A 24624-nucleotide genomic window follows, 5' to 3' on the forward strand; every position below is an offset into this window, starting at 1 on the left:
AATAATGTGCAAATGTTCGGAAATAATCTGCAAAACCTGGAATAATTCGCAAAGATTTTGCACATTATTTCCGAATCCGTCCGAAATAATTTGAAAAAGGGATTCTGAAATAATGTGCTAATTTACATCATCGCAAAGGCAATCGTTTCAATATGTTCGTCATTGACGGCATCGATCACGATAATTCGGTTTCCGTGTTCGATTTTCTCTCTGAGTTGCTGTGCGATGGATTCTGCGCCGTAGAGAACTGTGTCGAGCCCTATCAGTGCGACGGAGTGCATACTTTGTTGCTGAATGAGGGCAGGAATGAACGACTGATAAACAGGCATCAACGGATCTTTAGCTACGTCTGTTTCTTGAACAGGTACACCGTCAACGAGCAAATACCCACCGGTTGTCATCCTTCCCGAGTCAGGAAAAGAAGGGACGACAATGGCTACAGAATGATCACCGAGTTCGCGCAAAACGGTGTCAATTTCGATTCCGATGTTGCCGCGGACAGTACTGTCGATCCGTTTACAAACGATCTCAACATTCCATTGTTTGAAGTAGCTGACCGCTTGACGCACACGATCTTCGGCAATTTCCCGCGGAGAATAGCGGCTATCGGTGTCAATGCAGACGGCATCGTACTTTTCGATGTCGGTTAATGAGGCATTTCTGACAAAGGTTGCCGTTTTGAATCCTTGTTTGGCCAATCTTACGCCTGTTGCATTAGCACCGGTCAGATCATCGGCAATAACCCCGATTTTCATGATGATTGTCTCCCCTCCCGTCTACGGAAATCGTTGATATTACAACTGGTTGAATCACCTCCTTAAGCACTTCCTGTTACTCTGGAGCGGTATGGGATGCCGGTAGGCAAATACTTGTTATTGAAACTTACTTATGGGTGAACAATGATTATGTTGGTATGCTCGCTATATTGATGTTGGTCTTCTTCATTCAATCCATCGTCAGTAATAATTCCTTCCAACTCTGAGAGTGGACAAACAAGAGAAAACGCTTTTTGATTAAATTTGCTTGAGTCAGCAAGCAACCAAGTTGTTTCAGCCGCCTGTATCATCAGTTTTTTGATTAACGATTTTTCGAATGTAGGTGCTGTGACGCCGGAGATGATATCGACCGCGTGGGCTCCCAGAAAGAAGAGATCTGCCTGAATGTTTTTAAGTAGTTCCTGGGTTGGCCATCCATACAATGTGCCGACTTGGTTTTGAAGCTCCCCACCCGTTACGATCACCTTTAATTGACTTTCCATGAGTTCAGCGGCAATTTTAATATCATTGGTGACTACTGTTAAGTCTTCTCGGTCTTTGATCAGCTTAGCGACTTCAAAAGTGGTTGTCCCGGAGTCCAAGATGATATTGGCATTTTCAGGGATGAACTCAACGGCCTTACGGGCAATGGCTTGTTTCCACTTCATATTCTTTTCCTTTTTTGTTGAGTAAGGTGTTTCTTGAATCAGTGCCCGTGAATGAATGGCTCCGCCGTGTGTCCGGACGATCTTTCCTTGTCTTTCTAGAAGGGCCAAATCTCTTCGAATGGTCATGGTTGATACGTTTAATTGCTGTGATAGCTCTTCAATGTCGACTTTGCCTTGAGTGATTAATTGCTTTTCAATCCATTCACGTCGTTCTTTGGGCAACATGTACATTCATCCTTTGATCGTTTTGTTCTAATTTAACATGTTGTTGTTATTTTGTAACAATATTTTATTTCTTTTTGTTCGTTTTTGTCAATCAATAAGTGTAAAAATTTTTTGCCATTTTAGGTCACCTCGTTTGGGAGGTGCTAGTGGGTGTAGGGTGTCTCACCGATAGGAGTCATCAGTTTTCATCAAGTTCCTTGGGAATACCCGTTGTGTTTAGAAGGCCGGTGATTTAAGAGAGTATGCCGATTTCCAGCATCATTTCTCAAGTAGAAAAACCCTGTAGCATCGGTATTGCTTTTCACATGTTCACCCATCGATCAAGGGAAACAACTGTTTTTCACCGGCCTTTTGGGCGTAATGAAATTAAGATTGTTTTTGATTCACTGGTGGACGGAGAAAGTGGAGCGTCACGAAGAGACGAAACGTCGCCCTTATTGGTGGTTGGCGGAGGAAGCCCATCGGTAATAGGCAAGTGGAGAGAGAAGTTGGCGCACTTTGAAGTGCGCCCGTTTTTGCGGACACGAACTGAAGACCAAGTCCGGTTGCTGCTTGTTCTACACGCAAGAACCGTGCGGATTGCCTGTGAGGAAAAGGGACAAACGGTTGTGACTCTTTGGCGCTATTGGATCGGCGACGGATCGTTGTCCATTGCCCTAGAGATGTCGGCAACTTCGGCGGCGGTCAGCCCGGTTCGTTTCGCCACTTCGTGAATGGTCAAGACATTGAGGAGGTTTTTGGCGATTGCAAAGGCCTTTTGTTTTACCGCTAGTTCTTTTTCTTGGTTCTTCACCGCTTAAACAAAATGTCCTTGGTGTGGAGGGAAATCCCATCCACCATCGTCTCAACTTCACTTGTTTACCGTCTGTTCGATTGGTTGTGATCTTCCGCCCGAACGGAACCGCGTTGTCCGTTCGGGATCAACGGCCGTCGTCCTGAAAATCGAAGATGGTCCAAAAAGGATTTCTTTCGCAGACCGAATGGTTTCTCTTCAGCGGATGCTTGGTCAACCAGGCTGTCATAACGAATGACGATTGGTTTTAATCCTCACGGCCGAATGAACACTTCCGTTCCGTTCGGGACGATCGAGGCGAGTTCGAGCACGTCTTTGTTGTGCATACGGATGCAGCCTTTGGATACGTATTTGCCGATTGAGGACGGGTTGTTCGTGCCGTGGATGCCGTAATGGATTTTCGATAAGCTGAGCCACATCGCGCCGAACGGTCCGCCAGGGTTTGGCTGGCGGTTGACGATGACAAAGTCGCCGACGGGGGTGGCGGTGACCATTTTGCCGACGCCGATTGGGTAGGTGCGGATCGTTCGTCCTCGATACTTTAAGGTGAGTTGCCGGCGGCTGATCGATACATGGATCGTATACGGAATCGAGCCTTTGGCCGGAAGGTGAGGGATGAGGATCGCTTGGCCGGGAACGATGACGGACGAGGCGGTAAGGCCGTTGGCGCGAAGCAGCGCCGCGACGGACGTGCGGTAGTCTCTGGCGATGGATGCGATCGTTTCCCCGCGTTTGACGATATGTTGATACATTTCCATTTCACTCCTTTCTCGCTCGATGGAGAAGTGCCATGATAGCAGTTAACCAGGAACTACGATGGTTGCTTCATTTGGCAAGATTTATAAATCGTAAGAAAATACGATGCCCCATTTCCCATTCTTCTTCGCGACAAACACGTCTTGATGGAGTTCAAACACACCAAAAACGCTATGAAACGTCTGGATGACGCGGATGCGGTAGACGTCTTGGAACGGTTTTTGTTTGTCTGACATCGACCAAGAAGACAAGTGTTCCGCTTCGTCAAGGCGGTATTCGAACGTTTCGGCGCCGAAGTCTTGCATAAAAACGTGGGCGCGGCGCTGGATGTAGACGTCTTTTGGGAATTTCGTTTTCATGAGCGGGTGAAACAGCTCCCAAGAGCTGCCGAAGTCCCCTGCCTGTTCGTAGCGGTAAAACGTGTCAACGATTTCTTTTGCCTCGTTCCGTTCGCTCGACAGAAACAGAGACAAAATCGCCACTAACACGGCGACGGCAGTGAGAACCCCCGCCCAGGTCTTGGATCGGATCGTCTTTTGGCGGTAGCGTGGGAACATGGAGTCTCCTCCCCTCTCTGTTATACGATATGCACGATGGGCGGCGGATATGGGCGGGGAAAAGGGGAAGCGCCATGGCCTGTGCCGCAGGATAGACATACGGCCGCATGTTTTAGTTAAAACATTTATCAGAGTGTAGTAAAATGGATGGCAGGAGTGGTCGGAAATGATGCACGGGCGTGAGAAACGGCGGTTGGTCTGATTGGGAAGCAGGCGGAAAGGCGGAGCGGTTAGAGCTCCGTTTTTCCTTTGGCGTTCCGCGGAAAATCGAACAGGCAGGAGAGGTAGGGTGCGATGAGGAAATCATTCATTTATGCGCTGCTGGTTGGGATCATGGTTGCTTGGGGATTGAACGTGACGGCGTTGAAAATTCTTGTGGAGCATTTTTCCCCGGTGACCTTGACGGCGTTCAGGATTTTCACGGCGGGGTCGGTCGTGCTTTTGTTTTTATGGGGGATCGGGCGGCTTGAAAAAATCGGCTGGAACGAAGCAAAACAGATCGGTTTAGCCGCCATGTTTAGTGTCGTCGCTCACCACTTTTTTCTTGCGTTGGGCCTGACGAGCACGACGGCGGTGAATGCGGGTCTTGTTTTAGGGCTCGTGCCGCTGGTGACGGCGCTGTTGGCGATCGTGTTTTTAGGCCAGCGGCCGACGTCGTTTCGGTTGCTCGGCATCGCGCTTGGGTTTTTTGGCGTCGTGTTTGTCGTCGCGAACGGCGACGGCGGCCTCGGCCATTTGTCAATCGGGGATGTGTACGTCTTTTTGGCTGTCTTGGCGCAAGGAATCAGCTTCATTCTGATCAAAAAGGCGACGGTTGAGGCGCGGGTGATGACAGGGTGGATGCTTGTCTTTGGGTCGCTTTGGCTGTTTGTCCTAAGTTTCGCGCTTGAACCGCATGGCTTGTCGAGTTTGAAAACAGGCACGCTGCCGCTTTGGCTCATTTTCCTCGCTTCAGCGGTCGTGGCGACGGCGCTCGGCCATATGTTTTACAATCAGGCTGTGCAGCACCTCGGCCCGGCCGAGTCGGCGGTTTTCATCAACTTGAATCCGCTCTTTTCGCTGCTTGGGGCGCATTGGCTGCTTGGCGAGCCGATTTCATGGATGCAGCTGGCCGGTTTTCTCTTCATCGTCGCGGGCGTGATGCTCGGCAGCGGGGGGATGGATGACGTGATCGCCCGTTTCCGCCGGGCGAAAGTTGCGGCTGGGGGAAGGAAGGCGGGGCTGGGGTAGCGCGCTCCCCGCGTTGACGCCATGCGCGCAAGGAGGGAACGCTCGTGCTGCCAGGAGCAGATAGGGGTTTGGTGTTTGGCTGTCTCTTCTCGAAAAGGGACGGCCATTTTTTTACCATGGGCAGGATTTTGCCGGACGATGACGAAAAAGAGAATACGAAACGTATTCTTGTGAGGTGAATGTATGGCGATCGATCACGACCGGCTGTTCAAAGAGCTGTTGCAGACGTTTTTTGAGGAATTTGTGCTTCTCTTCTTCCCGGATATGCACGAGCATATTGATTTCAACCATTTGTCGTTTTTGTCCGAAGAGCTGTTTACGGATGTAACGGCTGGGGAGAAGTACCGGGTAGACTTGCTGGCGAAAACGAAGTTCAAAGGGGAAGACGGATGGATCATTGTTCATGTGGAAAACCAAGCGTACATCCAATCGTCGTTTCCCGAGCGAATGTTTCTTTATTTCAGCCGCTTGTTTGAAAAATACCGCGCTCCGGTCATTCCGATTGCCGTCTTCAGCTATGATGCCATCCGAGACGAACCCTCCTCGTTCACGCTCTCCTTTCCGTTTGGCGATGTGCTTGACTTTCGCTTTTTCCATGTGGAGTTGCGCAAGCAAAACTGGCGCCAATTCATCCGCACCGACAACCCAGTGGCGGCTGCGCTGCTTAGCAAAATGGGGTATACTGAAAGTGAACGAGTGGAACTGAAAAAGCAATTTTTGCGCATGTTGGTGCGTCTCGAGCTAGACGAGGCCAAACAGCGTCTGTTGATAGGTTTTTTTGAAACGTATGTGAAGCTGTCCGATGAAGAAGAACAACGGCTCCGAAGCGAGGTGGAACAAATGGAGACGAAAGAAAAAGAACGCGTGCTCGAATTGATCATCTCATATGAGCAAAGGGGAAAAATTCAAGGATGGGAGGAAGGACGGGAGGAAGGACGCAAAGAGGGAGCGGAGCAAGAAAAACGGCACATTGCGAAACGGATGCTGCGGAAAGGGTTTGATGTGCAAACGATTCACGAACTGACCGGATTGTCTGTGGCGGAGATTGAGGAAATGAAACAAGGCGGCTTCAAGTGAATGGAAAGGAATCGCCGCACGCTGCTTGGCAAACAGGCGGGGCGAAAGGCCAGCCCCGCCCTAGTGCTTCTGTTTCGCTGCCGTTGATTCCCGTTTGATCAGTTTCGTAGACAATAGCACTTCCTGAAATGGTTCGTTCGGATGGTCCCACCGCCATAGCAACAATTCCACCGCTCGTTTGCCGTAGCGCTTCAGGTCGATGTCGACGGTCGTGATTTTCGGCGTCGCGATTTGCGACAGCTGTCCGTTGTCAAAGCTGCAGACGGAAACGTCATCGGGCACTTTTAGCCCGTATTGCTGCAGGCTGGTACTGACGAAAAAGCCAAGCCCGTCATTGACGCAAAACCAGGCGGTCGGCTGCCGCTTCAGTTCGCGGATGTAGCCTGCGATGACCGTTTCGTCCTCTTGCGCCTGACAGAACATCCACTCCTCGTTTGGTTTCACTCCATAGTCTTTCAGCGCCAATAAGTACCCTTCATACCGCTCTTGATAGCTTGGCGAATAGTTGACGTCGCCGACAAACGCAATGTCGGTATGGTTGAGCTCCAACAAATGTTGGACGGCCACATACGCCCCGAACCGATTGTTTGTCAGCACCGCGTCAGCGGAAATGTTCGGGTGGTGATGGTCGACCAGGACGGTCGGGATGCCAGTGGCGACGATTTGTTGAATGTACTCGGTGCTGATGTGAGAAAGGACGATGATGCCGTCCACGACCTTTTCTTCAATGAACGAAGGCAGCAGGAGTTGCTGTTTTTGTTGTTCATTGACCGATTGGATGTGCAGCCTCATGCCGTGTGATAGTGCTTCCTGTTCAATGCTTAAGTAGATTTCACCAAAAAATTTCAGCGAAAACGTGCGGTCCGAGGCGATGAGGGCGATTTGCTTCGGCGGTTTACCGCGCGACTTCGCGCGGGAGGCGGGATATTCATATCCCATTTCTTTGGCTACACGCTTCACAAGCTCCCTCGTTTCTTCGCTGACCCCTTCTTTGCCGCGCAGCGCTTGAGAGACCGAGTTTTTGGAAATGTTCAGCCGATCGGCGATGTCTTGCATGGTGATGCGTTTTTTCATGTAGTCTACACCTACTATTCGATTTGCTTATCATTATTGTCATAAAAAGTTTAATTGGATTGAAAGTGCTCTTCGATTTCCACAAATAGATGACTTGTGATATACATAACAGCAAAGCAAAAAGGTCCAACAACAAGATACCAAGGTATTTTAGGAAAATGGTACAATAATAAATATAATAATGCAATAAGAGCTGATAAAATGATTGTCGTTTTCCACTTTGTCGTGAAGCACCAAATGGCTAATTTTATGGCAGCCCAACTTTTCATTTGAAAATAAGAAAGTAAAGGATATAAGTATATTCCTACACATACGTTTAACAATAATAAGATATATAAAAATGGTATGACATATAAACCGAGCGCATGTTGTTTCATAAATAAGATATCGACTGCCAAAATGATAGTAAGGATTGCTTGGAAGAGCCCCAGCATAGAACATTGGATAAAGTTGGTTTTGACTCCGTAAAAAAATGATTTTGTGAGTTCTACCTGCTTTTCCCTGATGATTTTTCCCATTACATGATACGAGGCTGTTAAAGCAGGTGGAATCGGAATAAAGGAAACCAATGTGAGTAACAACGTGATAGTGTTCGGGTGATTCCAAAACCAAAATAAAGATAATAAAAATGGGATGCAAAATAAAAAGAAATAACAATTACAGACAGTGAGCCAATAAATATGTAAAATCAGCCGATAAAACAAATTGTTTTGCATATCCATTGTTGACATGACCCTCTATTCCTCCTAATTAGTCGAGGCAGGGGGAATTCTGCTTTTCTTCCCCCATTTATCCTTTAATGCCGGTAATGGAAATGCCTTCGACAAAGTATTTCTGCAAGGAAAAGAATAAAACTAATGTTGGAAGCAACACAAGCAAGGAAGCTGCCATCAGAGGGCCCCACTCGACTTTTGTCATTCCATTAAACATGGCAAGTCCGAGTTGGAGAGTAAATTTATTCGAGTCGTTCAGGTACATTAAGGGTCCGAGCAAGTCATTCCATGAACCCTGGAACGAGAACAGAGCGATTGTTACTAAGGCAGGTTTTGATAAAGGTAAGAAAATCTTATAAAATATTTGCCATCGTGACGCGCCATCCATAAGTGCCGCTTCTTCTAACTCGCGCGGAATGGTGAGAAAAAACTGGCGCAACAAAAATACGAATACAGCTTGTCCCCCGAAGAAGGCAGGAACAATCAGCGGTTTGAAGGTGTTGATCCATCCTAATTTGCTGAACATGATGAATACAGGAATCATTGTGATTTCTCCCGGCAACATAATCGTTGATAATAAAATCATAAACCAAATATTTTTTCCGGGGAAGTCAAAACGGGCAAATCCATAAGCTACTAAAGCAGAAACAAACACCTCAGCAATCATACGAAAAAATGTAATAATGACAGTGTTCTTTAAGTATAAGAAAAATGGAATATCCGTAATGGCGCGTTGATAATTTTCCCAATGAAGAGAATCAGGAAACCACTGAGGAGGGATTTGGAAAATAACACTTCCAGATTTTAATGATGTTGAAATCATCCATAGTAAAGGCAACACTGTAGCTGTTGAAGAGACGATCAAGAACAGATAGACAAAAATGGTTTGGATGCGTTTCCGTTGAGTGATCGTCAATGATGGCATGGTTAACTCACCTACTTTTATTTTTTGTTTTTTTCTTTTTGCCATTCTCTAATTCCCCTGAATAGAAGACCCAGAGGGGAGAGGTTTTGAACACGAGTAAAGTCAACAATAAAATAATGATAAATAAAATCCAAGCCATCGCTGTGGCATATCCCATTTTGTAAAAATTAAAGGCGTTCTCATATAGATAAACCATGTAAAATTGTGCTTGATTACCTGCGCCTCCAATGATGTAGGCATCATTGAATTTACGAAATGCTCCGATGATGCCCATGACAAGATTATAAAAAATCACGGGGCTAAGCATCGGAAGGGTAATGTGACGAAATTTAGTCCACCAACCGGCTCCGTCAATTTCAGCCGATTCGTATAAACTTCGAGGAATATCTTGTAAGCCGGCAAGGTAAGTCAACATTCCACCCCCCGCTCCCCAAATGGCCATCATCACGTACGAAGGCAATACCCAAGCCGGGTCACCGAGCCAATTAGGCCCTGAAATCCCTATATAAGAAAGAAGAAAATTGATCAAACCGTAGTCGGGGTCTAAAATCCATCTCCACAGTAGGGCAATCGATACGCCCGAAACGACAGCTGGGAGATAAAGGGCAGTACGAAAAAGGTAGATTCCTTTCACTTTTACATTAACAATTACAGCAATTAAGAGAGAAGATACGATACCTAAAGGGATAGCGAATGCAGCATAGATAACGGTAACTTTTAAAGAATTTAAGAAATTTGGGTCTTTGAAAAGGGAAATATAGTTATCTAGACCAATAAATTTAGGTTCAGTAAACGAATTCCAATCAGTAAAACCGATATAGAAGGCGAATCCAATGGGGAAAATAGTAAAAATAAAAAATCCTAAGATCCATGGTAGGATAAATATATACCCTTCATATTTCTTAATGTTCTTTTTCACGAGTCCCACCTTCATATTGTTTAGGATAAAAACCATTCAATGAATCATCAAAAAATACAGAAATGAAGAGGCCGTCTTGAAGTCGCGAGGTAGACAGCCTCTTCTTTAATTTTCATTGACCTAAAATTTTGCGAAGAGCATTCCCAGCATCTTTTGCAGCCTGTTCAGGCGATTTTTTGCCTAAAAGGATTGGTTCATACAACTGTTGCCAAATCGCTGTATCCAATTCATTTTGTTTATCTTGGTTATTGAAGCCACGCGAAATGGTCGAGCTTTCTTTGATTACATCAATAGCATATGCTTTGTCAGGGCGAATTTTCGCTACATTTGTTAAATCTGATTTTGTTGGGGGAAGTATTTTCCACTCGTGAATCGCGTTCGTTAGATCGATCAGCGCTTCTGCTGCTACTTCTTTGTTTTTCGTTGTACTTGACATAACGGTGGCAGCGATCCAACTGAATGTCGCTTCTTTCGTTGCATGAGGTACTTTTGTCATACCGACTTTGAATGCGTCCCCGATTTGTTTTTCCAAATCGTCACCAGCCCCACCGAAGAACATAGCTACTTTTCCAGTTTTGAACATTTCAGGTCCACCGGTATTTTGGGCCTGTGTTTTAGACGGGGTTACTTTATCTTTGTTGATTAGTTGGTCAAACATTTTAATGCCTTCGATTGCTTCAGGCTCATCGATGCGCACTTTCCCATCTTTGTCGACAATTTCTCCACCATATGTCCAAATCCAGAGTGCGATTGGCGGCCATCCATCAACAACAGTTCCAAACTGGTCAACTTTCCCATCGTTATTTGTATCCTTTGTCAGCTTGATGGCTGCTTTTCTAAAATCCTCCCATGTCCAGTTCGGTTTCGGAAGTTCCACTCCATACTTTTCAAAGAGTGTTTGGTTATAATAGAGCATTACTGGTTGGTTAATCCAAGGAAGGCCATACAATTTTCCATCTACTTCCCCAATTTTCAATGGCCCTTCAAAGTAATCATCAAGGTTTACTTCTGGGTGATCCTTTACATATTCATCAATTGGTGAGATTACTCCTAACTTCGCGTACATAGGTATGTACTCCTGGGATAGCCAAAATAAATCAGGGGCTTGCTTAGCAGCAGCCATCGTTTGAATTTTCTTGTAATAATCAGCTGGAATGCTTTGGATTGTTAGATGATAGTCCTTTGCTTGTTGATTTAATTTGTCGACGATTGCTTGGAATTCTTTTAATTCCTGAGCACCTGCCCAGGTTCCAACCTTTAATTCTACTTTTTTGTTGCTAGACGAAGAGGAGCCCTCTTTCGCTGTGTTTGAACTGTCAGAGCATCCAATCATTCCAGTTAACATGAAAGCAACGGCGACTCCAGATATGACTTTTCGCCAAAAGTTTCTTTTCACATTGTTCTCCCCCTTTTTGTTAACTGTTTTGGTAGCGCTAACAATAGCAGTTAAAAAATAAAGTATTTTGTAACCTGATTATTACATTATTTTTCGATTTTGTCAATTAACAAAACTTAAATTACATAGTTTGGAGGGGTCGTTTTCATTTTTGCTTACAAGACATCGTTTTGCGTTATTTATTTGATACTGTAGGTATGAACCTAACATGGTGCGCGTAATATTGAGTAAAAATATCGAAAAGATATTGACTTGATAGTTTATCGTTTTGTAATGTGAAAATGCATATTGTTAATTACTATATTGTAACTTGATTATTCGTGTGATAAATGAGAGAGTTAGGGGGATATGGATGCTATTGAGGACGCCGACAAGGAAAACATGCAAGACATTGCTTGAGGAATTCCAGCGCGCACCGCAGCCGCTTCGGGTGGAGAAACTCGTGTTTGCCGGCGTTGGAGGGCGGGATGTGTACAACATTTCCGCGCCGTTTGAAGACGGTGGCGAATGGGTCATTGCTGGACGGGTGGAAGCAAGAGACAGTGAGCAATCCGAAGTATACTTTTTCGTCGAGCGTGAAGGGACATGGGTGCCGCGGGAAGGGGCGCCGGTGTTTGCGCTGCAGGATCCGTTTGTTTCGCGGGTGCACGGGCATTTGGTGTTTGGCGGTGTGGAGACGTTTCCTCATCCTGTGCTGCGCGGGATGCTGTATTGGCGGACGGTGTTTTACCGAGGAACGACGCTCCATGATTTGACGCCGTTCTTTACGGGGCCTGATGGGATGAAAGACATCCGCCTTGTCGAGCTGCAGGATGGATCGGTCGGGGTTTTCACCCGTCCGCAAGGGAAAAAAGGCGGACGCGGAAAAATCGGATTCACCCGTGTCGGCTCGCTTGAGGAACTGACGGTCGAAGCGATTCAAGACGCCCCGTTGATTGATGGCCAGTTTGCGGACGGGGAATGGGGAGGCGCCAATGAAATTCATTTGCTTGCCAATGGGTTGGTCGGCGTTCTCGGGCATATTGCCTGCTTTGATGAGGAGAGGAACCGTCATTATTATCCAATGGTGTTTGCGTTCAATCCGGATACCGGGGAAGCGTCGGACATGGAGTTGATTGCCACCAGAGCCGATTTCCTCGACGGTCCGGCGAAGCGGCCGGATTTGGCGGATGTGGTGTTTAGCGGTGGACTGATTCGCAAAGAGGATGGCACGGCCGATTTTTATGCTGGAACAAGTGACGCAGAAGCACAAAAACTAACGATTGTTGATCCATTTACGAAATACGAAAGGCAGGGGTGACGATGCACCTTTACCGCTACGAAGAAAACCCGCTGATTACACCGAACGATGTGTCGCCGTACCATGACGGATTTGAAGTGATCGGGGCGTTTAACGCTGGGGTGGCGAAATTTCAAGGGGAAGTGTTGCTGCTGCTGCGGGTGGCCGAGCGGCCGGTTTCGGATGACCCGAACGTGGTGAAAGCGCCGGTGTGGAATCCACGGACGGGGAAGGTCGATGTTTACGAGTTCCGCAAGGACGACCCGCGCTATGATTTTTCCGACCCGAGGGTCATTAAAGAGGCAGGGACGGAGCGGTTTTTGTATTTGACGTCGCTTTCCTATTTGCGCCTCGCCCGAAGTCAAGATGGGCGGCGGTTTGCGATTGAGGATCGGCCGTTCGTCTATCCGTCCAATGAGCTTGAGACGTTTGGCATTGAGGATCCACGCATCACATGTATTGATGGAACGTATTACATTTATTTCAGTGCCGTCTCACCCAAAGGAGTCGGCGAAGCGATGGTGTCAACGACGGATTTCCGGACGGTTGTGCATCATGGCATGATCTTCGCGCCGGAAAACAAAGATGTGCTCATTTTTCCGGAGAAGATCAACGGCAAGTATTACGCCCTTCATCGGCCGGTGCCAAGAAGCAACGGCCGCCCTGAGGTGTGGATCGCGGAGTCGGACAATTTGCGCTACTGGGGGAACCACCGCTTTTTGTTCGGTTTGCGGGAAGGAAAATGGGACAGCGCCCGCATCGGCGGCGGGGCGGTGCCGATCAAGACGGAGCACGGCTGGCTTGAGCTGTACCACGGGGCGTCGGAAGACCACCGCTACTGCATGGGGGCGGTGCTCCTCGATTTGAACGATCCATCGAAAGTTCTCGCCCGCTCGGAGCGGCCGCTCGTCGAGCCGGAGGCCGATTACGAAGTGAACGGCTTTTTCGGGCGTGTCGTGTTCTCGTGCGGAGCGCTCGTTGAGGGCGATGTCGTGAAAATGTATTACGGCGCCGCCGATACGTCGATGGCGTGCGTCGAGCTGAAGCTCGGCGAGATTTTGGATTCGCTTGTGAAAGTATAACCTTAAAGTTTGCCCGCCGGTGGCGATGCCAGAATGGAAACGCCCGAACGGCCGGGCGTTTCTTTTTGGGTTGGCGCAACGGTTTCGTTTCTTTTCCATTCCACAGGATTTGGTATAATAAAAACAACGCAACTGTTCACCATACAATGCTAAATCGATGTAAACATTGATCGAAGGATATAGTTCTAGAAGGCTGGTGAAAAACGGCTGTTTCCCTTGATCGATGGGGAACGTGTGAAAAGGAGTACCGATACTACAGGGTTTTTCTATTTGAGAAACGAGGCTGGTAAGCGGCATACTCCCTTACCATCACCGCTCTTCTAGATAGGGTGCCAACGGTCGATCATCGTGGAATGGAGGAGGAACAGCAGAAATGAAAAAGGTGCGCAAAGCCATCATCCCGGCAGCAGGACTTGGAACGCGGTTTTTGCCAGCGACGAAGGCCATGCCAAAGGAAATGCTTCCGATCGTTGATAAGCCGACGATTCAATATATTGTCGAAGAAGCCATCGCCTCAGGCATTGAGGACATCATCATCGTCACCGGGAAAGGGAAGCGGGCGATTGAGGACCATTTTGACTACGCGTTTGAGTTGGAACAGATGCTCAAGCAAAAAGGGAAGCTGGATCTGCTGGAGAAAGTGAAAGAGCCGTCGAAGGTCGACATCCACTACATTCGCCAAAAGGAGCCGAAAGGGCTGGGGCATGCGGTTTGGTGCGCGCGCAATTTCATTGGAGACGAGCCGTTTGCGGTGCTGTTGGGTGACGATATCGTCCAGGCGGAAAAGCCTTGTTTAAAACAGCTCATTGAGCAGTATGAACAGACGTTCAGTTCGGTGATCGGCGTTAAGCGCGTGCCGGAGGAAGAAACGCATCGCTACGGGATCATCGACCCGCTTGAGCAGCAAGGACGCCGCTACCAGGTGCGTCGCTTCGTGGAAAAACCAGCTCCGGGCACGGCGCCGTCGAATTTGGCGATCGTCGGGCGATACGTGTTGACGCCGGAAATTTTCTTGTTTTTAGAGAAACAGGAAGTTGGCGCAGGTGGGGAGATTCAGCTCACTGATGCGATCGGGCGGCTCAACGAAATTCAACGTGTCTTTGCCTACGAGTTTGAGGGAAAACGGTACGATGTCGGAGAGAAGCTCGGCTTTATTGAAACGACGATTGAGTTTGCTCTGCAAAACGAGGAGCTGCGGAGTGACTTGCTTTCGTTTTTGGAGCGGATTGTAGCGGAGGCAAAGGGATCAGGGGCAGTGAACAGCGAACAGGGCGACGGTGCGCACAAAAAATGACAGACGCCCACCCGCGTCAAACGGGGTGGAGAATAGTGAAAAGGACGAAGCGAATGGTTTAGCGGCATTTTTCTATAAGGCTGGTGAAAAACAGCGGTTTTTCCTCATCCATGAGCGAACGTATGAAAAGAAGACCCGATGTTATGAGGTTTTTCTATTGGAGAAACGATGCTGGGAAGCGGTATGTGCTATTCAATCACCGGCCTTCTATGTATTCATCAAAAAGGGATACGCCGAAAAATGGGCTTTCCGGGACGGTGACGCTGTTGTATGCGGCCAAGGACGAGCGGCATAACCATGCCGTTGTCCTCTGTGATGTTTTGCGCAAACTAGCCGCGAGGCGAAGCAAGGAGGGATGAACGGTGATTCGCGCCATGGTCGGCGATTTGACGAAGGTGGAAGGGGTCGAGTACATTTGCAATGCCGCCAACGGCATCGGGCCGATGGGCGGCGGGGTGGCGGCGGCGATTCGCCGAGCGGGCGGACGCGTGATTGAGGAAGAGGCGATCCGCATCTGCCAAGCGCAAGATCCACAGCCGGGCGATCTGTATGTGACGGGGGCGGGAACGTTGCCGTTTCGCGGTGTGATCCATCTTGTGACGATGAAGCAGCCGGCAGGGGAGACGTCGTATGCGATCGTTCGCCAATGCCTCGAGCGGCTGGTCGCGCACTGCCGGGAGCACGGGATCAAGAAGGTGGCGCTTCCGGCGCTCGGGACAGGTGTTGGGGGTCTTGACAAAGAAAAAGTGGCGCGGTTGTTTGTCGAGGTGCTCGAGCCGGTAACGGATGTGGAGTTTGTGGTTGTGGACATCGATGAGTCGTTGATCCGTCACATTCAGCCAGATGAATAAGGAAGAAAAAGGGCCTTGACAGACGCTTGGCCCTTCTTTTTTTGGCAAACAATAACGTGTTTCACAATTCTCCATATCATATTATAATATAACACACAAACGAGTTTCATGGACTTCCTTGTCTAGCCTAGGAGGTGGCGCTGCCATTCCTGTCCGATGAATGGGACTTGGGGAAAAGGAAGTCAACGAACATTTCCTGTGCAAGCCTGTTCAGGGACAACAGCCAAAAACAAGGCGTACGGCGTTTTTGGCAACGCCTGGAGGGATGATGATGCTGTTCCAATCACCGACATTGAAGACATGCCAAGTGTTAGTCGATGAATTCCGCCTGGCCCCACAGCCGTTTGAGCCGCAAAAATTGCGCTTTGCGGGTGTTGGGGATCGAGACGTTTATAATATTTCCGCGCCGTTTGAAGATGACGGCGAGGTGGTTATCGCTGGCCGCGTCGAATCGCGGGACAGCGAACAGTCGGAAGTGTACTTTTTCGTGGAGCGCGATGGGGTTTGGATTCCACGCGAAGGAGCGCCGGTGTTTGCCTTGCAAGATCCGTTTGTGGCGCGCATTCACGGCCAGCTTGTGTTTGGCGGGGTGGAAACGTTTCCGCATCCGGTGTTTAGCGGCGAGTATTGTTGGCGGACGGTCTTTTACCGCGGCCCGAACATCCGTGGGCTGAAACCGTTCGCGCAGGGGCCGGACGGGATGAAAGATATTCGGCTTGTCGAGCTGAAAGACGGCTCAATCGGCGTTTTCACCCGGCCGCAAGGGGAAAAGGGTGGACGCGGAAAGATCGGCTTTACTCGCATTGTTTCACTTGATGACTTGACGCCGGACGTCATTGAAGCCGCTCCGCTGCTTGACGCCCAATTCACCGATGAGGAATGGGGCGGTGTGAATGAAGCGCATTTGTTGGCAAACGGGCTCGTTGGGGCGCTTGGCCATATCGCCTGCTTTGACGAGCACGGCAACCGCCATTACTATCCGATGGTGTTCGTATTGAATCCGGAGACGATGGAGCGCTCAGATCTGGAATTGTTGGCGCTTCGCTCCCACTTTTTGGATGGACCGGCGAAGCGGCCGGATTTGACGAACGTCGTCTTCAGCGGCGGCTTGATCCGCAAAGGAGACGGCACCGCCGAGCTATACGCCGGCGTCGGCGATGCCGAGGCGCAAAAAATTTCCCTGATCGACCCGTTTGTCAAGTACGAGGCGCAAGAACTTGATCGGATGTATGCTTCCGTTTAGCGAAAAGGATCGGCACGACAGACCTTCTCTTGATGAGGAAGGCTGGCGGCCGATCCTTTTTCCGTTTGGTCGCGATGTTTCTTGCTTGGTAGGAAGAAGGTCGGTTTGACATAAACGTTGATCGGTTTCACACGATAGGTCAACAATGATTGGTTTCTCCATGTTTGACATGAACGTGGCTTGTTTGGAGGATAGACAACAATGGCCGGTGGTAATCAGGGGCAAGTTGCTCTCCTGGAAGGCCGGTGAAAAACAACTGTTTCTCTTGATCGATGGGGGAACGTGTGAAAAGCAGGACTGCTGCCGCGGGGTTTTTTGTATTTGCGAAACGAGGCGGGTAAGCGCCCTACTCCCTTAAATCACCGCCTTCCTAGGAAAGGCCATTTTCCTCCCGTTGCCCCGTCTGAAGCCATCCGGTATACTGAGAAAAAAGGGGAATGGGGAGGGGCCTTCGTTGTCTTTGCCGCTTGCTTCTGGTGTGTCGTATGAGCGCTATTGGGTCCTGCGTGAACAAAGCGATGATCGTTTAGAGTATATTGATGGGGCCGTGTATATGACCCCGTCGCCAAGCGTTCGGCATCAGCTCATCTCGAGCCGCCTTCATTTTCAGTTCAGTTTGTTTTTTCGAGGAAAGCCGTGCGATGTGTTGGCAGCGCCGCTTGATGTGGAACTGGTCGATGAGCAAACAGGGGAACGACATGTGGTGGTTCCCGACTTGACGGTCATTTGCGGCGAAAAAGGGCTGGATGGAGCGAAGTATATCGGGGTTCCTCCGTTGATCGTCGAGATTCTCAGTCCGTCGAACCAGGCGCATGATCTTGTCACAAAGTTCAATTTGTACATGGCGTGCGGTGTCCATGAATATTGGATAGTCAATCCGATGAAACAGGCTGTGACGGTGTATGTGCTCAATAAAGAACGGCTCTATGAGCAGGCGGATGTTCAAGTGAAAACAGGAACGGTTCGCTCTGTGTATTTCCCCGGGCTCGCAATCGATATGGCCGAGTTGTTTCATTGATAGGATGCCGAGAGGATGGCTTGAAAGCGAACAGCGTGGGAGCAATCCCACGCTGTTTCTTAGAAAATGTGCGCACCTTCATCAGTCATTTTCATGCCTAAGGGTGAACGATTGACCATGGATTCCGTGAAAAATCCCACGCTGGCAAGCGTTGGTTTTCATCTCTGGGTAGAGGGCAGCGGACCGCGCTGCCCATGGCACTTTCCGTGAAACTGCCGCACTGACGCGGATTTTCATCCCTAGGTGGAGGGTAGCAGATCGCGCTGCCCATGGAACTTTTCTATGAAAATCCGAAGCCGACGAGCCATGGTTTTCATGCTTGGGTGAAGGACAAACCATTGCCTATGGAATGGATTGAGGCGGCGTTCATCGCTCACCTTTACGGTTGCTTTTGCCGCTTTTCCCGCTCTTTCACTTTTTCTTCCATCCGCTTCAGCAATTTCTCCCACGGGTTTTCCGCCGTTTTTTTCTTGCGCTTTGGCTTTTCTTCCGTCATGATCAAGCGTCTCCTTTCGCTGCGGCGGATAAGGCGAGCAAGTCGCGCAGTTCATCGTCCGACAGCTCGGTGATCCACGCTTCGCCTTCGGTGATCACATCAGCGAGCGCTTGTTTTTGTTCCAGCATCTCGTCAATTTTTTCTTCAATCGTCCCGGTTGTGATCAGCTTATGGACGTGGACGAATTTTGTCTGCCCGATGCGGTAGGCGCGGTCGGTCGCTTGGTTCTCGACGGCCGGGTTCCACCAACGGTCGAAATGGATGACGTGGTTGGCGGCGGTCAAGTTGAGCCCGGTGCCGCCCGCCTTGAGCGACAGCAGGAAAATCGACGCGTGTTGGGCTTGAAACTCCTCAACCATTCGGTCGCGCGTTGGTTTCGGGACGCCGCCGTGCAAAAACAGCACCCGCTCATCCAACAGGTCGGACAGCAGCTCTTGAATCATTTCCCCCATCCGGACATATTGGGTGAAAATCAGGCAAGACTCGTTGTTCGCCCGAATTTGCTCGACGAGTTCAACGAGTTTTTCCAGCTTGTGCGACCGTTCGACCAGTTGGCGCGGTTGGCGTTCTTTTAAATAGAGCGCTGGGTGGTCGCAAATTTGCTTGATGCCGTTTATCATCTGCAAAATCAACCCGCGCCGCGCAAACGGGCTCGCCGCTTTCGCCCGTTCGAGCGTGTCGTTGACGAGCTGCTCGTACAAAGCCGCCTGCTCCACGGTGAGCGGACAGTATTCTTTTTGCTCGATTTTATCCGGCAAATTGAGGGTGACCGCTTCATCGGTTTTCGTCCGCCGCAACAGAAACGGACGGATGAGCGCTTGGAGCGCCGCTTTTTTCCGGGCATCACCGTCTTTTTCAATCGGACCGGCAAACCGGCGTTCGAATTCGGCGGCGCTGCCGAGGTAGCCCGGATTTAAGAAGTGGAAAATGCTCCAAAGCTCGCTCAAACGGTTTTCCACCGGCGTGCCGGATAGGGCGATTTTATGGTTGCCGTTCAAGCGGCGGATGGCGCGCGCCTGCTTCGTCTGGGCGTTTTTGATGTTTTGCGCTTCATCAAGGCAAATGGCATGCCAATGGATCTGTTTTATATCGTCATGATCCAAATGGGCAAGGTGGTAGGACGTAATGACGAGATCAGCCTCCCCTGCCGCCTGCAAAAAGGCATCGTTTCTCGCCCGGTTCGGCCCATGGTGCACGTAGACGCGCAAAGTTGGGGTGAAGCGGGCGCATTCCTTCTGCCAGTTGCCGATTACGCTTGTCGGGCAAATGAGAAGAGCTGGCGCGTTCGGGCGCTCGGTTTCGTTGACGTAAGCCAAATAGGCAAGCAGCTGCACCGTTTTGCCGAGCCCCATGTCATCGGCCAAGCAGGCGCCGAAGCCAAATCGCCGCAAAAAGACGAGCCAGTCGACGCCGCGTTGCTGGTACGGACGGAGCACGCCGTGAAACGATGGCGGCACGTTCGCGCGAGGGAGCTCATCGATCGTTTGCAGCTGGCGGATCAGCGCCCGGAATTGGTCATGAACGTCGATGTGGATCGGGATCGCTTCATCCGTTGCCTCTTCGCGTTCGTTGGCTTCCGCCAATAACGTTTGCGCGACGACGTCATGAATCGGCACCCCTTCTTTTCTCGCCTTCTCCATGAGCGCTTGGGCGCGGCGGACTAAGGCGGGATCGAGAATGAGCCATTGGCCGCGCAGGCGGATGAGGCGCCGTTGTTGTTCGGCCAGCGCGGCAAACTCTTCTTCCGTCAATTCGATGCCGTTGGCCGCCACCCGCCAGTCAAACTCGGAGAGCCGTTCGAGTCCAAAGAGCGATTCGGTGCGGACGGAAGGGGACAACTTCGCTTTAATGGCCAGCTGCGCCTGGCGAATGTCATGCCACCAATCAGGGAGCAGCAGCCTCACACCCGCTTCCGTCAGCTTTAAGCTTTCTTCCGATAAAAAGCGCCACGCTTGGTCATCGGACAATTCGCGAAGCAAAGACTCGTTTTCATCGCCAAGCCATGGCACGATTGCCCGAATGCGGTGAATGGCCCGGGCGACCGATGATTCATATGGACGCCAAGCGCGCGGCAGATGATCAAGGGGCGCGATGACGCTGTCATCGAGGGCGAGGGCTAACGGCTCGAGCGTCCATAATTCCCCGTCCTTCTTAGGTTCTGTAAGGCGCAAGCCGACGGTAAACGGCGGCCGGTCGCCGAGCCAGCCGATTTGTTCGAGCCAGTCCTCCTCTGTTCCGGTCCATTGGCCGCTCTGAGCGGCGATCAATGGATACGCCTGGACGATTTCGCCCCAGAGGCGGCGGAGTTCCGGGTCGCGGGAGAGCCAGTCGGCGATCGCCAGCGACCGCCATGTGGCGACGAACGGATCGGGGTCATCGTCCGCGCCGCGCCAACGGGTGCGTCCCGCCTCGTTCCATGCGCCGCCTGTGTTTTTCCATAAGGAAGCATCAGGAAGGAAGCGGCGCTCGCGCACATCGTTCCAGATGTGCTTCGCCCACGCTTCCAAGCGGGCGGTGAATTCGTCTGCCCATTCAATGGCTGAAAAGCGCGAATGCGGACGCAACGCGAACCAAGTGAGCGCTTGCCAAGGCGATAACCGCACGATGTTGTTTTCGATTTCGATCATGGTGCCGTAAAACGTTTCTTCATGCCAGGCCAATAACGGTGAAACCCATGAAAAGGGATGGGTGGAACCGGAGAGCTCGAAGCATCGAAGCTCTTCATTCCACCGGCAGGAAATTTGAATCGTCTCCAATGCTTTCATGGAAGCAATTTTCCTTTCTTCAATTCTTCATGAAACGCGCGCAGGCGCGCCGTCTGGGCGAGCAGTTGTTCGAGATAGGCCTCCCATTGATCGAGCCGCTTGATGGAGCGGTACTGAGCCCGCAACGTTTTCAAATAACGGACAGCCTTTTGGTAGCTCGAGCGGTTTTTCTCGTTGAGCAGCTTCACCACCGTGCGATGATATAACGGCATGACGAGCTCTGTCCCGCGCGCTTGCAATGTTTTGAGCATCGGCGGAGGCAGCTCATCGGCGGTGATGTTCGCCCATAAGAATAGATCCACCAGTTCCTGATCGCGTCTTTGTTTATACAAAAAATGAGTGTACTCGTTGACGCTGTATGGGAGGCTGCGCTGCAAAAACTCTTCCCATGCGTTCGGGCGATTTCGGTGGCGGGCGTACATTTCGAACCAGTGCGCGGCTTCACCTAAAAAACTGTTTCGGGCGAAAGCGGGGATATGCGAAAGATAAAGCGGCCAGTCGCGCTTTGTTTTTTCCCAGACGGCTTCAAACCGCTTTAGGAGGCCGTTTTGGATGAATCGTCCGAACCATTCCGCCAAAAACACGCCTGCCTGATCGGGGAACGCGCGGTAAAGCGCGATCGCTTCGTCGTCTTCGCCAAGCAGGAAGGAAAGATGAGCAGCCGCCATGGCGGCGCGGATGTTGTCTTGGCTTTTGGCCAGACGAAGGAGTTCGGCCCGTTCTTCTTGGCGCCAGGCTGGCTTGGTAAACAGCGTTTCCCAGGCGGTGGTGTAAAGGTCATAACCGAACGGCGACAGCTCCCCTTCCCAAAACAGCCCATCGCGAACGTATAAAATCGTCTGTTCAACCAAGGCGTTGAGCGATCGCGGCGGCGACTGGGTGGAGAATGCTTCCAAGGCGGCCAAGGCGCGGCCAGCGACATAGTTGACGTCCTGATGCCACGAAAATTGCCGGTAAGAACTGAATCCGCCGTCGCTCCACCCTTGCGCCTCTCCGTACTCGCGAAGTTTTTCCAGCAAAAACAGAGCGGCGTGAAGCTCCCGCAACGGACGGGCGCCGGCCTGCCTTCCTTCGTTTTTGCCCAGCTTCGGAAGGAGCTGGAAGGCCAATCGATACGGCCAGTTGGTTCCGCTTTGCTGGCGCGCGAAAAAGTCTTCGTACTGTCGTTCGAATTGGTCCCACCAGTCTTCAACGGTTTCATGGGCAACGACCGGAAGGCTTGCCGTTTTCCCTGTCCGTTTTGCAGCCGGCGTGTTTGGTTCATGGGCGGCCAGTTCTTTCGGCGCGGCGCTGATTTGCCCTTTTTTCCAAAGGCGAAACAGTTCCCCGTTGTCGAAGACATTGCCGTAGACATAGAAAAATAGAGCTAAAATATGCGGACATAACCCTTCCGTCGGACAAGGACAGCGATGGCGGCGGGAGGCATGGGTCAAATCAAGCATGACTTCATGAGGGGTGGTGTCGGAAACGACCCCTTCCACTTCATGGCTGTTGACGACCATGACATTATAGACGAGGCCGCTTCTGGCTAGGTCGCGCCCTTTTTGAATCAGAGGGTGGAAGATGGAAAATGGGAATTCCTTGATCAATTCGCTCGCCGCCTGTTGCAAGAGCGGTTTGGAAACGGTGGTTTGCAGCATGTCGGTCCGTCCTTTCCGTTCGATTATCTATCTTTCGATTATAGCATGCTGGAAAGCGGAGCGCTATGTGCTTCTCACGGAAATGCACAGCTAGCGTCGCGCGTTGGCGGCCGGCCGTGCAGGCGCAGTTGGCGCGGTGGGCGGAAGCGATCCCATCGTTTGACGAAATCGTTCGGTTTGAGGGGGAGGGCGCTTCACGGTGTGCAATCTCTTGAGCGGAGAAGAAAAGACGGATTGGCTGTTTCCTCGCGCGGGAAGATGTCGCGGGGTGCCGCTATAACGCCTGTTTTGTCGAGCGGTTTTTCCAGTAGACAGACAGGAAACTAGCTTGAGTGGGCGAACCATATATGTAGAACGAGAGAGCGGGGAGGGAGAGCGCATGAGGCGGGGAGGATGGCTCGCCGCATGGTTTTGTCTATGTTGGATAGTGGCCTTGGCCTGGCCGGCAGGGGCTGAAGGGGAAAAGGAAAAAACAGAACGGTTTGTCGTCGTGACCGCGGATCAGGTCAACGTCCGCCAAGGGCCGGGCGTGCCGTACCGCTTATGGGCAACCGTTCACCGCGGCGAGACGTATCCGTTGGTCGCGGAGGAAGGCGGTTGGATGAAAATCCAATGGAAATCAGGACAAATCGGTTGGCTCGCGGCGACGTACGCCGCTCCCGTTGAACGAATGGAGAAAGTGACAGTGGACAAGCTTCGCCTTCGCCAAAAACCAAGTTTCGACGGGCGCGTGATCGGCTATTTGAGGCAGGGAGACCAAGTGGCCGTCATTCAAGAAGAGGGTCAATGGAAAAAAGTGGTGAGCGAAGATGCCATCGGCTGGGTGGCGGCGTCGTATCTGACCACCGCTGAATCAGCAGGTGCGGTGCAAACGGGAGTGGTGACCGTGGATTCATTGAACGTGCGGGCGGCGCCGTCATTGGAAGCGGAACGGATCGGACGGCTTGGGCAGGGAGACCGCGTCGAGATTGTCGCGGCGAAGCGAGGCTGGTATCAAATCAAGACGCGTTCGGGGCTGGAAGGTTGGGCAGCGGCGGATTATATCAAAACGGATGGCAAGCAAGCGCCGGGTGCTGACAACGAAGACGCCGTTGCCTCCGCCATGGCTGTGGGGACTCGCTTCGCTTCTTTGCCCAAACAGGCGCAGGGCTCGTATGTGTATTCATGGACGCGCGGACCGATTCAAGCGCTTGCCGGAAAAACGATCGTCCTTGACGCCGGCCACGGCGGCAAGGACGGCGGGGCGCAAAGCGTGGACGGCGTCATGGAAAAAGCGCTGACGATCAAAACGGCGGAGCGGCTCAAACAAAAACTGGAAAAACTCGGCGCCCGAGTCGTGTTGACGCGCACGGGGGATGATTACGTGCCGCTGTCGGCGCGCGTCGCCGCGGCCCGCCTGTATCAAGCCGATGCCTTTATCAGCTTGCATTACGACAGTGCTGAGGACCCTGCGGCCTCTGGCATCACTGTCTACTATTATGACCGATTTGCCGACTACGGTTTAGCGCAGTCGTTCCAAGGCCCGTTCTCGCAGCTTTCTGTGCTGCCGTTCCGGGGCGTTGCGTTTGGCGACTATTACGTGCTGCGGGAAAATGAACAGCCGTCTGTGCTGCTTGAGCTCGGCTATTTAAGCAACCGCTCGGATGCGGCGACGGTGGCGACAGACGGCTATCAGGAAGCGGTGACAACGGCGATTGCGGCTGCGGTAAAGCGGTATTTTGAATAAACAACGAGAGACATCGAGGTCGTGGGCTTGTAGAGTACGAGATGCGGTATAGAAATTTTGAATAAACAACGAGAGACATCGCGGCCTGGCGGTCTGTTCGTTGCTTGTGATCGATCGGCTGTCATCAAGCGAACGGAAACAC

20 protein-coding genes and 2 pseudogenes are annotated in these 24624 nt (G+C 51.0%); 10 read left to right on the forward strand and 12 right to left on the reverse strand.

The features are described from left to right. Positions 1-122: 122 nt before the first annotated feature. From ETC05_RS07680 to ETC05_RS07700, 5 genes and pseudogenes are all read right to left on the reverse strand, one after another. A complete protein-coding gene (locus ETC05_RS07680) occupies positions 123-755 on the reverse strand; it encodes a four-carbon acid sugar kinase family protein (RefSeq protein WP_253263972.1) in 633 nt (210 codons plus the stop codon). 131 nt (positions 756-886) lie between these two features. Continuing rightward, the gene (locus ETC05_RS07685; protein ID WP_031406739.1) at positions 887-1648 is read right to left on the reverse strand and encodes a DeoR/GlpR family DNA-binding transcription regulator; all 762 of its coding nucleotides are present in this window, start codon (positions 1646-1648) and stop codon (positions 887-889) included. Between the two features lie 622 nt (positions 1649-2270). Further along, positions 2271-2432, reverse strand: a pseudogene (locus ETC05_RS17810) (transcriptional regulator); the annotation flags it as partial. A 263-nt stretch (positions 2433-2695) separates the two neighbouring features. Continuing rightward, positions 2696-3193, reverse strand: coding sequence for a L,D-transpeptidase family protein (locus ETC05_RS07695; protein ID WP_031406741.1), 498 nt, complete (start codon positions 3191-3193; stop codon positions 2696-2698). Positions 3194-3280: 87 nt separating this feature from the next. Continuing rightward, positions 3281-3754 (reverse strand): hypothetical protein, encoded by a 474-nt coding sequence (locus ETC05_RS07700; protein WP_171660742.1) that lies wholly within the window; start codon positions 3752-3754, stop codon positions 3281-3283. Between the two features lie 294 nt (positions 3755-4048). Between ETC05_RS07700 and ETC05_RS07705 the strand changes: the two genes are divergently transcribed. Beyond that, on the forward strand, positions 4049-4984 hold the full coding sequence (locus ETC05_RS07705) for a DMT family transporter (protein WP_171660743.1): 936 nt from the start codon (positions 4049-4051) through the stop codon (positions 4982-4984). Positions 4985-5167: 183 nt separating this feature from the next. Continuing rightward, on the forward strand, positions 5168-6061 hold the full coding sequence (locus ETC05_RS07710; RefSeq protein ID WP_171660744.1) for an Rpn family recombination-promoting nuclease/putative transposase: 894 nt from the start codon (positions 5168-5170) through the stop codon (positions 6059-6061). 60 nt (positions 6062-6121) lie between these two features. On the opposite strand, the gene ETC05_RS07715 is transcribed toward ETC05_RS07710, so the two are convergent. The 5 genes from ETC05_RS07715 to ETC05_RS07735 form a co-directional block, all read right to left on the reverse strand. Further along, positions 6122-7135, reverse strand: coding sequence for a substrate-binding domain-containing protein (locus tag ETC05_RS07715; RefSeq protein WP_171660745.1), 1014 nt, complete (start codon positions 7133-7135; stop codon positions 6122-6124). A 50-nt stretch (positions 7136-7185) separates the two neighbouring features. Continuing rightward, a complete protein-coding gene (locus tag ETC05_RS07720; protein WP_060788617.1) occupies positions 7186-7866 on the reverse strand; it encodes a DUF624 domain-containing protein in 681 nt (226 codons plus the stop codon). 58 nt (positions 7867-7924) lie between these two features. Next, positions 7925-8818, reverse strand: a complete 894-nt coding sequence (locus ETC05_RS07725) for a carbohydrate ABC transporter permease (RefSeq protein ID WP_083509306.1) — start codon at positions 8816-8818, stop codon at positions 7925-7927. Continuing rightward, positions 8781-9692, reverse strand: coding sequence for a carbohydrate ABC transporter permease (locus ETC05_RS07730; RefSeq protein ID WP_232722120.1), 912 nt, complete (start codon positions 9690-9692; stop codon positions 8781-8783). The genes ETC05_RS07725 and ETC05_RS07730 overlap by 38 nt, the downstream gene beginning before the upstream one ends. A 112-nt stretch (positions 9693-9804) precedes the next feature. Further along, positions 9805-11088, reverse strand: a complete 1284-nt coding sequence (locus ETC05_RS07735; protein ID WP_060788615.1) for an ABC transporter substrate-binding protein — start codon at positions 11086-11088, stop codon at positions 9805-9807. 352 nt (positions 11089-11440) lie between these two features. On the opposite strand from ETC05_RS07735, the gene ETC05_RS07740 reads away from it, so the two are divergent. The 7 genes and pseudogenes from ETC05_RS07740 to ETC05_RS07770 all read left to right on the forward strand — a co-directional run bounded on the left by ETC05_RS07740 (position 11441) and on the right by ETC05_RS07770 (position 17855). Next, entirely contained in the window at positions 11441-12388 is a 948-nt protein-coding gene (locus ETC05_RS07740) for an MTP-1 family protein (RefSeq protein WP_171660746.1), read from the forward strand. Positions 12389-12390: 2 nt separating this feature from the next. Next, entirely contained in the window at positions 12391-13449 is a 1059-nt protein-coding gene (locus tag ETC05_RS07745; protein ID WP_031406757.1) for a BtaManbiosPhlase, read from the forward strand. Between the two features lie 373 nt (positions 13450-13822). Continuing rightward, the gene (gene galU / locus ETC05_RS07750) at positions 13823-14743 is read left to right on the forward strand and encodes a UTP--glucose-1-phosphate uridylyltransferase GalU (protein ID WP_031406759.1); all 921 of its coding nucleotides are present in this window, start codon (positions 13823-13825) and stop codon (positions 14741-14743) included. 245 nt (positions 14744-14988) lie between these two features. Next, positions 14989-15102: pseudogene (locus tag ETC05_RS07755) on the forward strand (DUF488 family protein, N3 subclade); the annotation flags it as partial. 3 nt (positions 15103-15105) lie between these two features. Further along, on the forward strand, positions 15106-15594 hold the full coding sequence (locus tag ETC05_RS07760; RefSeq protein ID WP_031406764.1) for a macro domain-containing protein: 489 nt from the start codon (positions 15106-15108) through the stop codon (positions 15592-15594). Between the two features lie 271 nt (positions 15595-15865). Continuing rightward, positions 15866-16837 (forward strand): MTP-1 family protein, encoded by a 972-nt coding sequence (locus tag ETC05_RS07765; protein WP_031406766.1) that lies wholly within the window; start codon positions 15866-15868, stop codon positions 16835-16837. A gap of 454 nt (positions 16838-17291) precedes the next feature. After that, a complete protein-coding gene (locus ETC05_RS07770; RefSeq protein WP_031406770.1) occupies positions 17292-17855 on the forward strand; it encodes a Uma2 family endonuclease in 564 nt (187 codons plus the stop codon). A 498-nt stretch (positions 17856-18353) separates the two neighbouring features. Here the strand turns inward: ETC05_RS07770 and ETC05_RS07775 are convergent, their stop codons facing one another. Both ETC05_RS07775 and ETC05_RS07780 read right to left on the reverse strand, forming a co-directional pair. After that, positions 18354-21116 carry a DEAD/DEAH box helicase gene (locus ETC05_RS07775; protein WP_171660747.1) on the reverse strand — a complete coding sequence of 921 codons (2763 nt, stop codon included), beginning with the start codon at positions 21114-21116 and terminating at the stop codon, positions 18354-18356. After that, the gene (locus ETC05_RS07780; protein WP_171660748.1) at positions 21113-22756 is read right to left on the reverse strand and encodes an SWIM zinc finger family protein; all 1644 of its coding nucleotides are present in this window, start codon (positions 22754-22756) and stop codon (positions 21113-21115) included. Before ETC05_RS07780 ends, ETC05_RS07775 begins: the two co-directional genes overlap by 4 nt. A gap of 379 nt (positions 22757-23135) precedes the next feature. On the opposite strand from ETC05_RS07780, the gene ETC05_RS07785 reads away from it, so the two are divergent. Next, positions 23136-24482: an N-acetylmuramoyl-L-alanine amidase family protein gene (locus tag ETC05_RS07785; RefSeq protein WP_171660749.1), complete on the forward strand. Its 1347-nt coding sequence runs from the start codon at positions 23136-23138 to the stop codon at positions 24480-24482. Positions 24483-24624: the final 142 nt, after the last annotated feature.

This window comes from Geobacillus sp. BMUD, from assembly GCF_013096845.1.
Taxonomy (GTDB): Bacteria; Bacillota; Bacilli; order Bacillales; family Anoxybacillaceae; genus Geobacillus; species Geobacillus vulcani.

Coding starts and splice junctions, on each gene's coding strand:
- ETC05_RS07680 (WP_253263972.1), bottom strand. CDS start 755: ATGAAAATCGGGGTTATTGCCGATGATCTGACCGGTGCTAATGCAACA.
- ETC05_RS07685 (WP_031406739.1), bottom strand. CDS start 1,648: ATGTTGCCCAAAGAACGACGTGAATGGATTGAAAAGCAATTAATCACT.
- ETC05_RS07695 (WP_031406741.1), bottom strand. CDS start 3,193: ATGTATCAACATATCGTCAAACGCGGGGAAACGATCGCATCCATCGCC.
- ETC05_RS07700 (WP_171660742.1), bottom strand. CDS start 3,754: ATGTTCCCACGCTACCGCCAAAAGACGATCCGATCCAAGACCTGGGCG.
- ETC05_RS07705 (WP_171660743.1), top strand. CDS start 4,049: ATGAGGAAATCATTCATTTATGCGCTGCTGGTTGGGATCATGGTTGCT.
- ETC05_RS07710 (WP_171660744.1), top strand. CDS start 5,168: ATGGCGATCGATCACGACCGGCTGTTCAAAGAGCTGTTGCAGACGTTT.
- ETC05_RS07715 (WP_171660745.1), bottom strand. CDS start 7,135: ATGAAAAAACGCATCACCATGCAAGACATCGCCGATCGGCTGAACATT.
- ETC05_RS07720 (WP_060788617.1), bottom strand. CDS start 7,866: ATGTCAACAATGGATATGCAAAACAATTTGTTTTATCGGCTGATTTTA.
- ETC05_RS07725 (WP_083509306.1), bottom strand. CDS start 8,818: ATGGCAAAAAGAAAAAAACAAAAAATAAAAGTAGGTGAGTTAACCATG.
- ETC05_RS07740 (WP_171660746.1), top strand. CDS start 11,441: ATGCTATTGAGGACGCCGACAAGGAAAACATGCAAGACATTGCTTGAG.
- ETC05_RS07745 (WP_031406757.1), top strand. CDS start 12,391: ATGCACCTTTACCGCTACGAAGAAAACCCGCTGATTACACCGAACGAT.
- galU (WP_031406759.1), top strand. CDS start 13,823: ATGAAAAAGGTGCGCAAAGCCATCATCCCGGCAGCAGGACTTGGAACG.
- ETC05_RS07765 (WP_031406766.1), top strand. CDS start 15,866: ATGCTGTTCCAATCACCGACATTGAAGACATGCCAAGTGTTAGTCGAT.
- ETC05_RS07775 (WP_171660747.1), bottom strand. CDS start 21,116: ATGAAAGCATTGGAGACGATTCAAATTTCCTGCCGGTGGAATGAAGAG.
- ETC05_RS07780 (WP_171660748.1), bottom strand. CDS start 22,756: ATGCTGCAAACCACCGTTTCCAAACCGCTCTTGCAACAGGCGGCGAGC.
- ETC05_RS07785 (WP_171660749.1), top strand. CDS start 23,136: ATGAGGCGGGGAGGATGGCTCGCCGCATGGTTTTGTCTATGTTGGATA.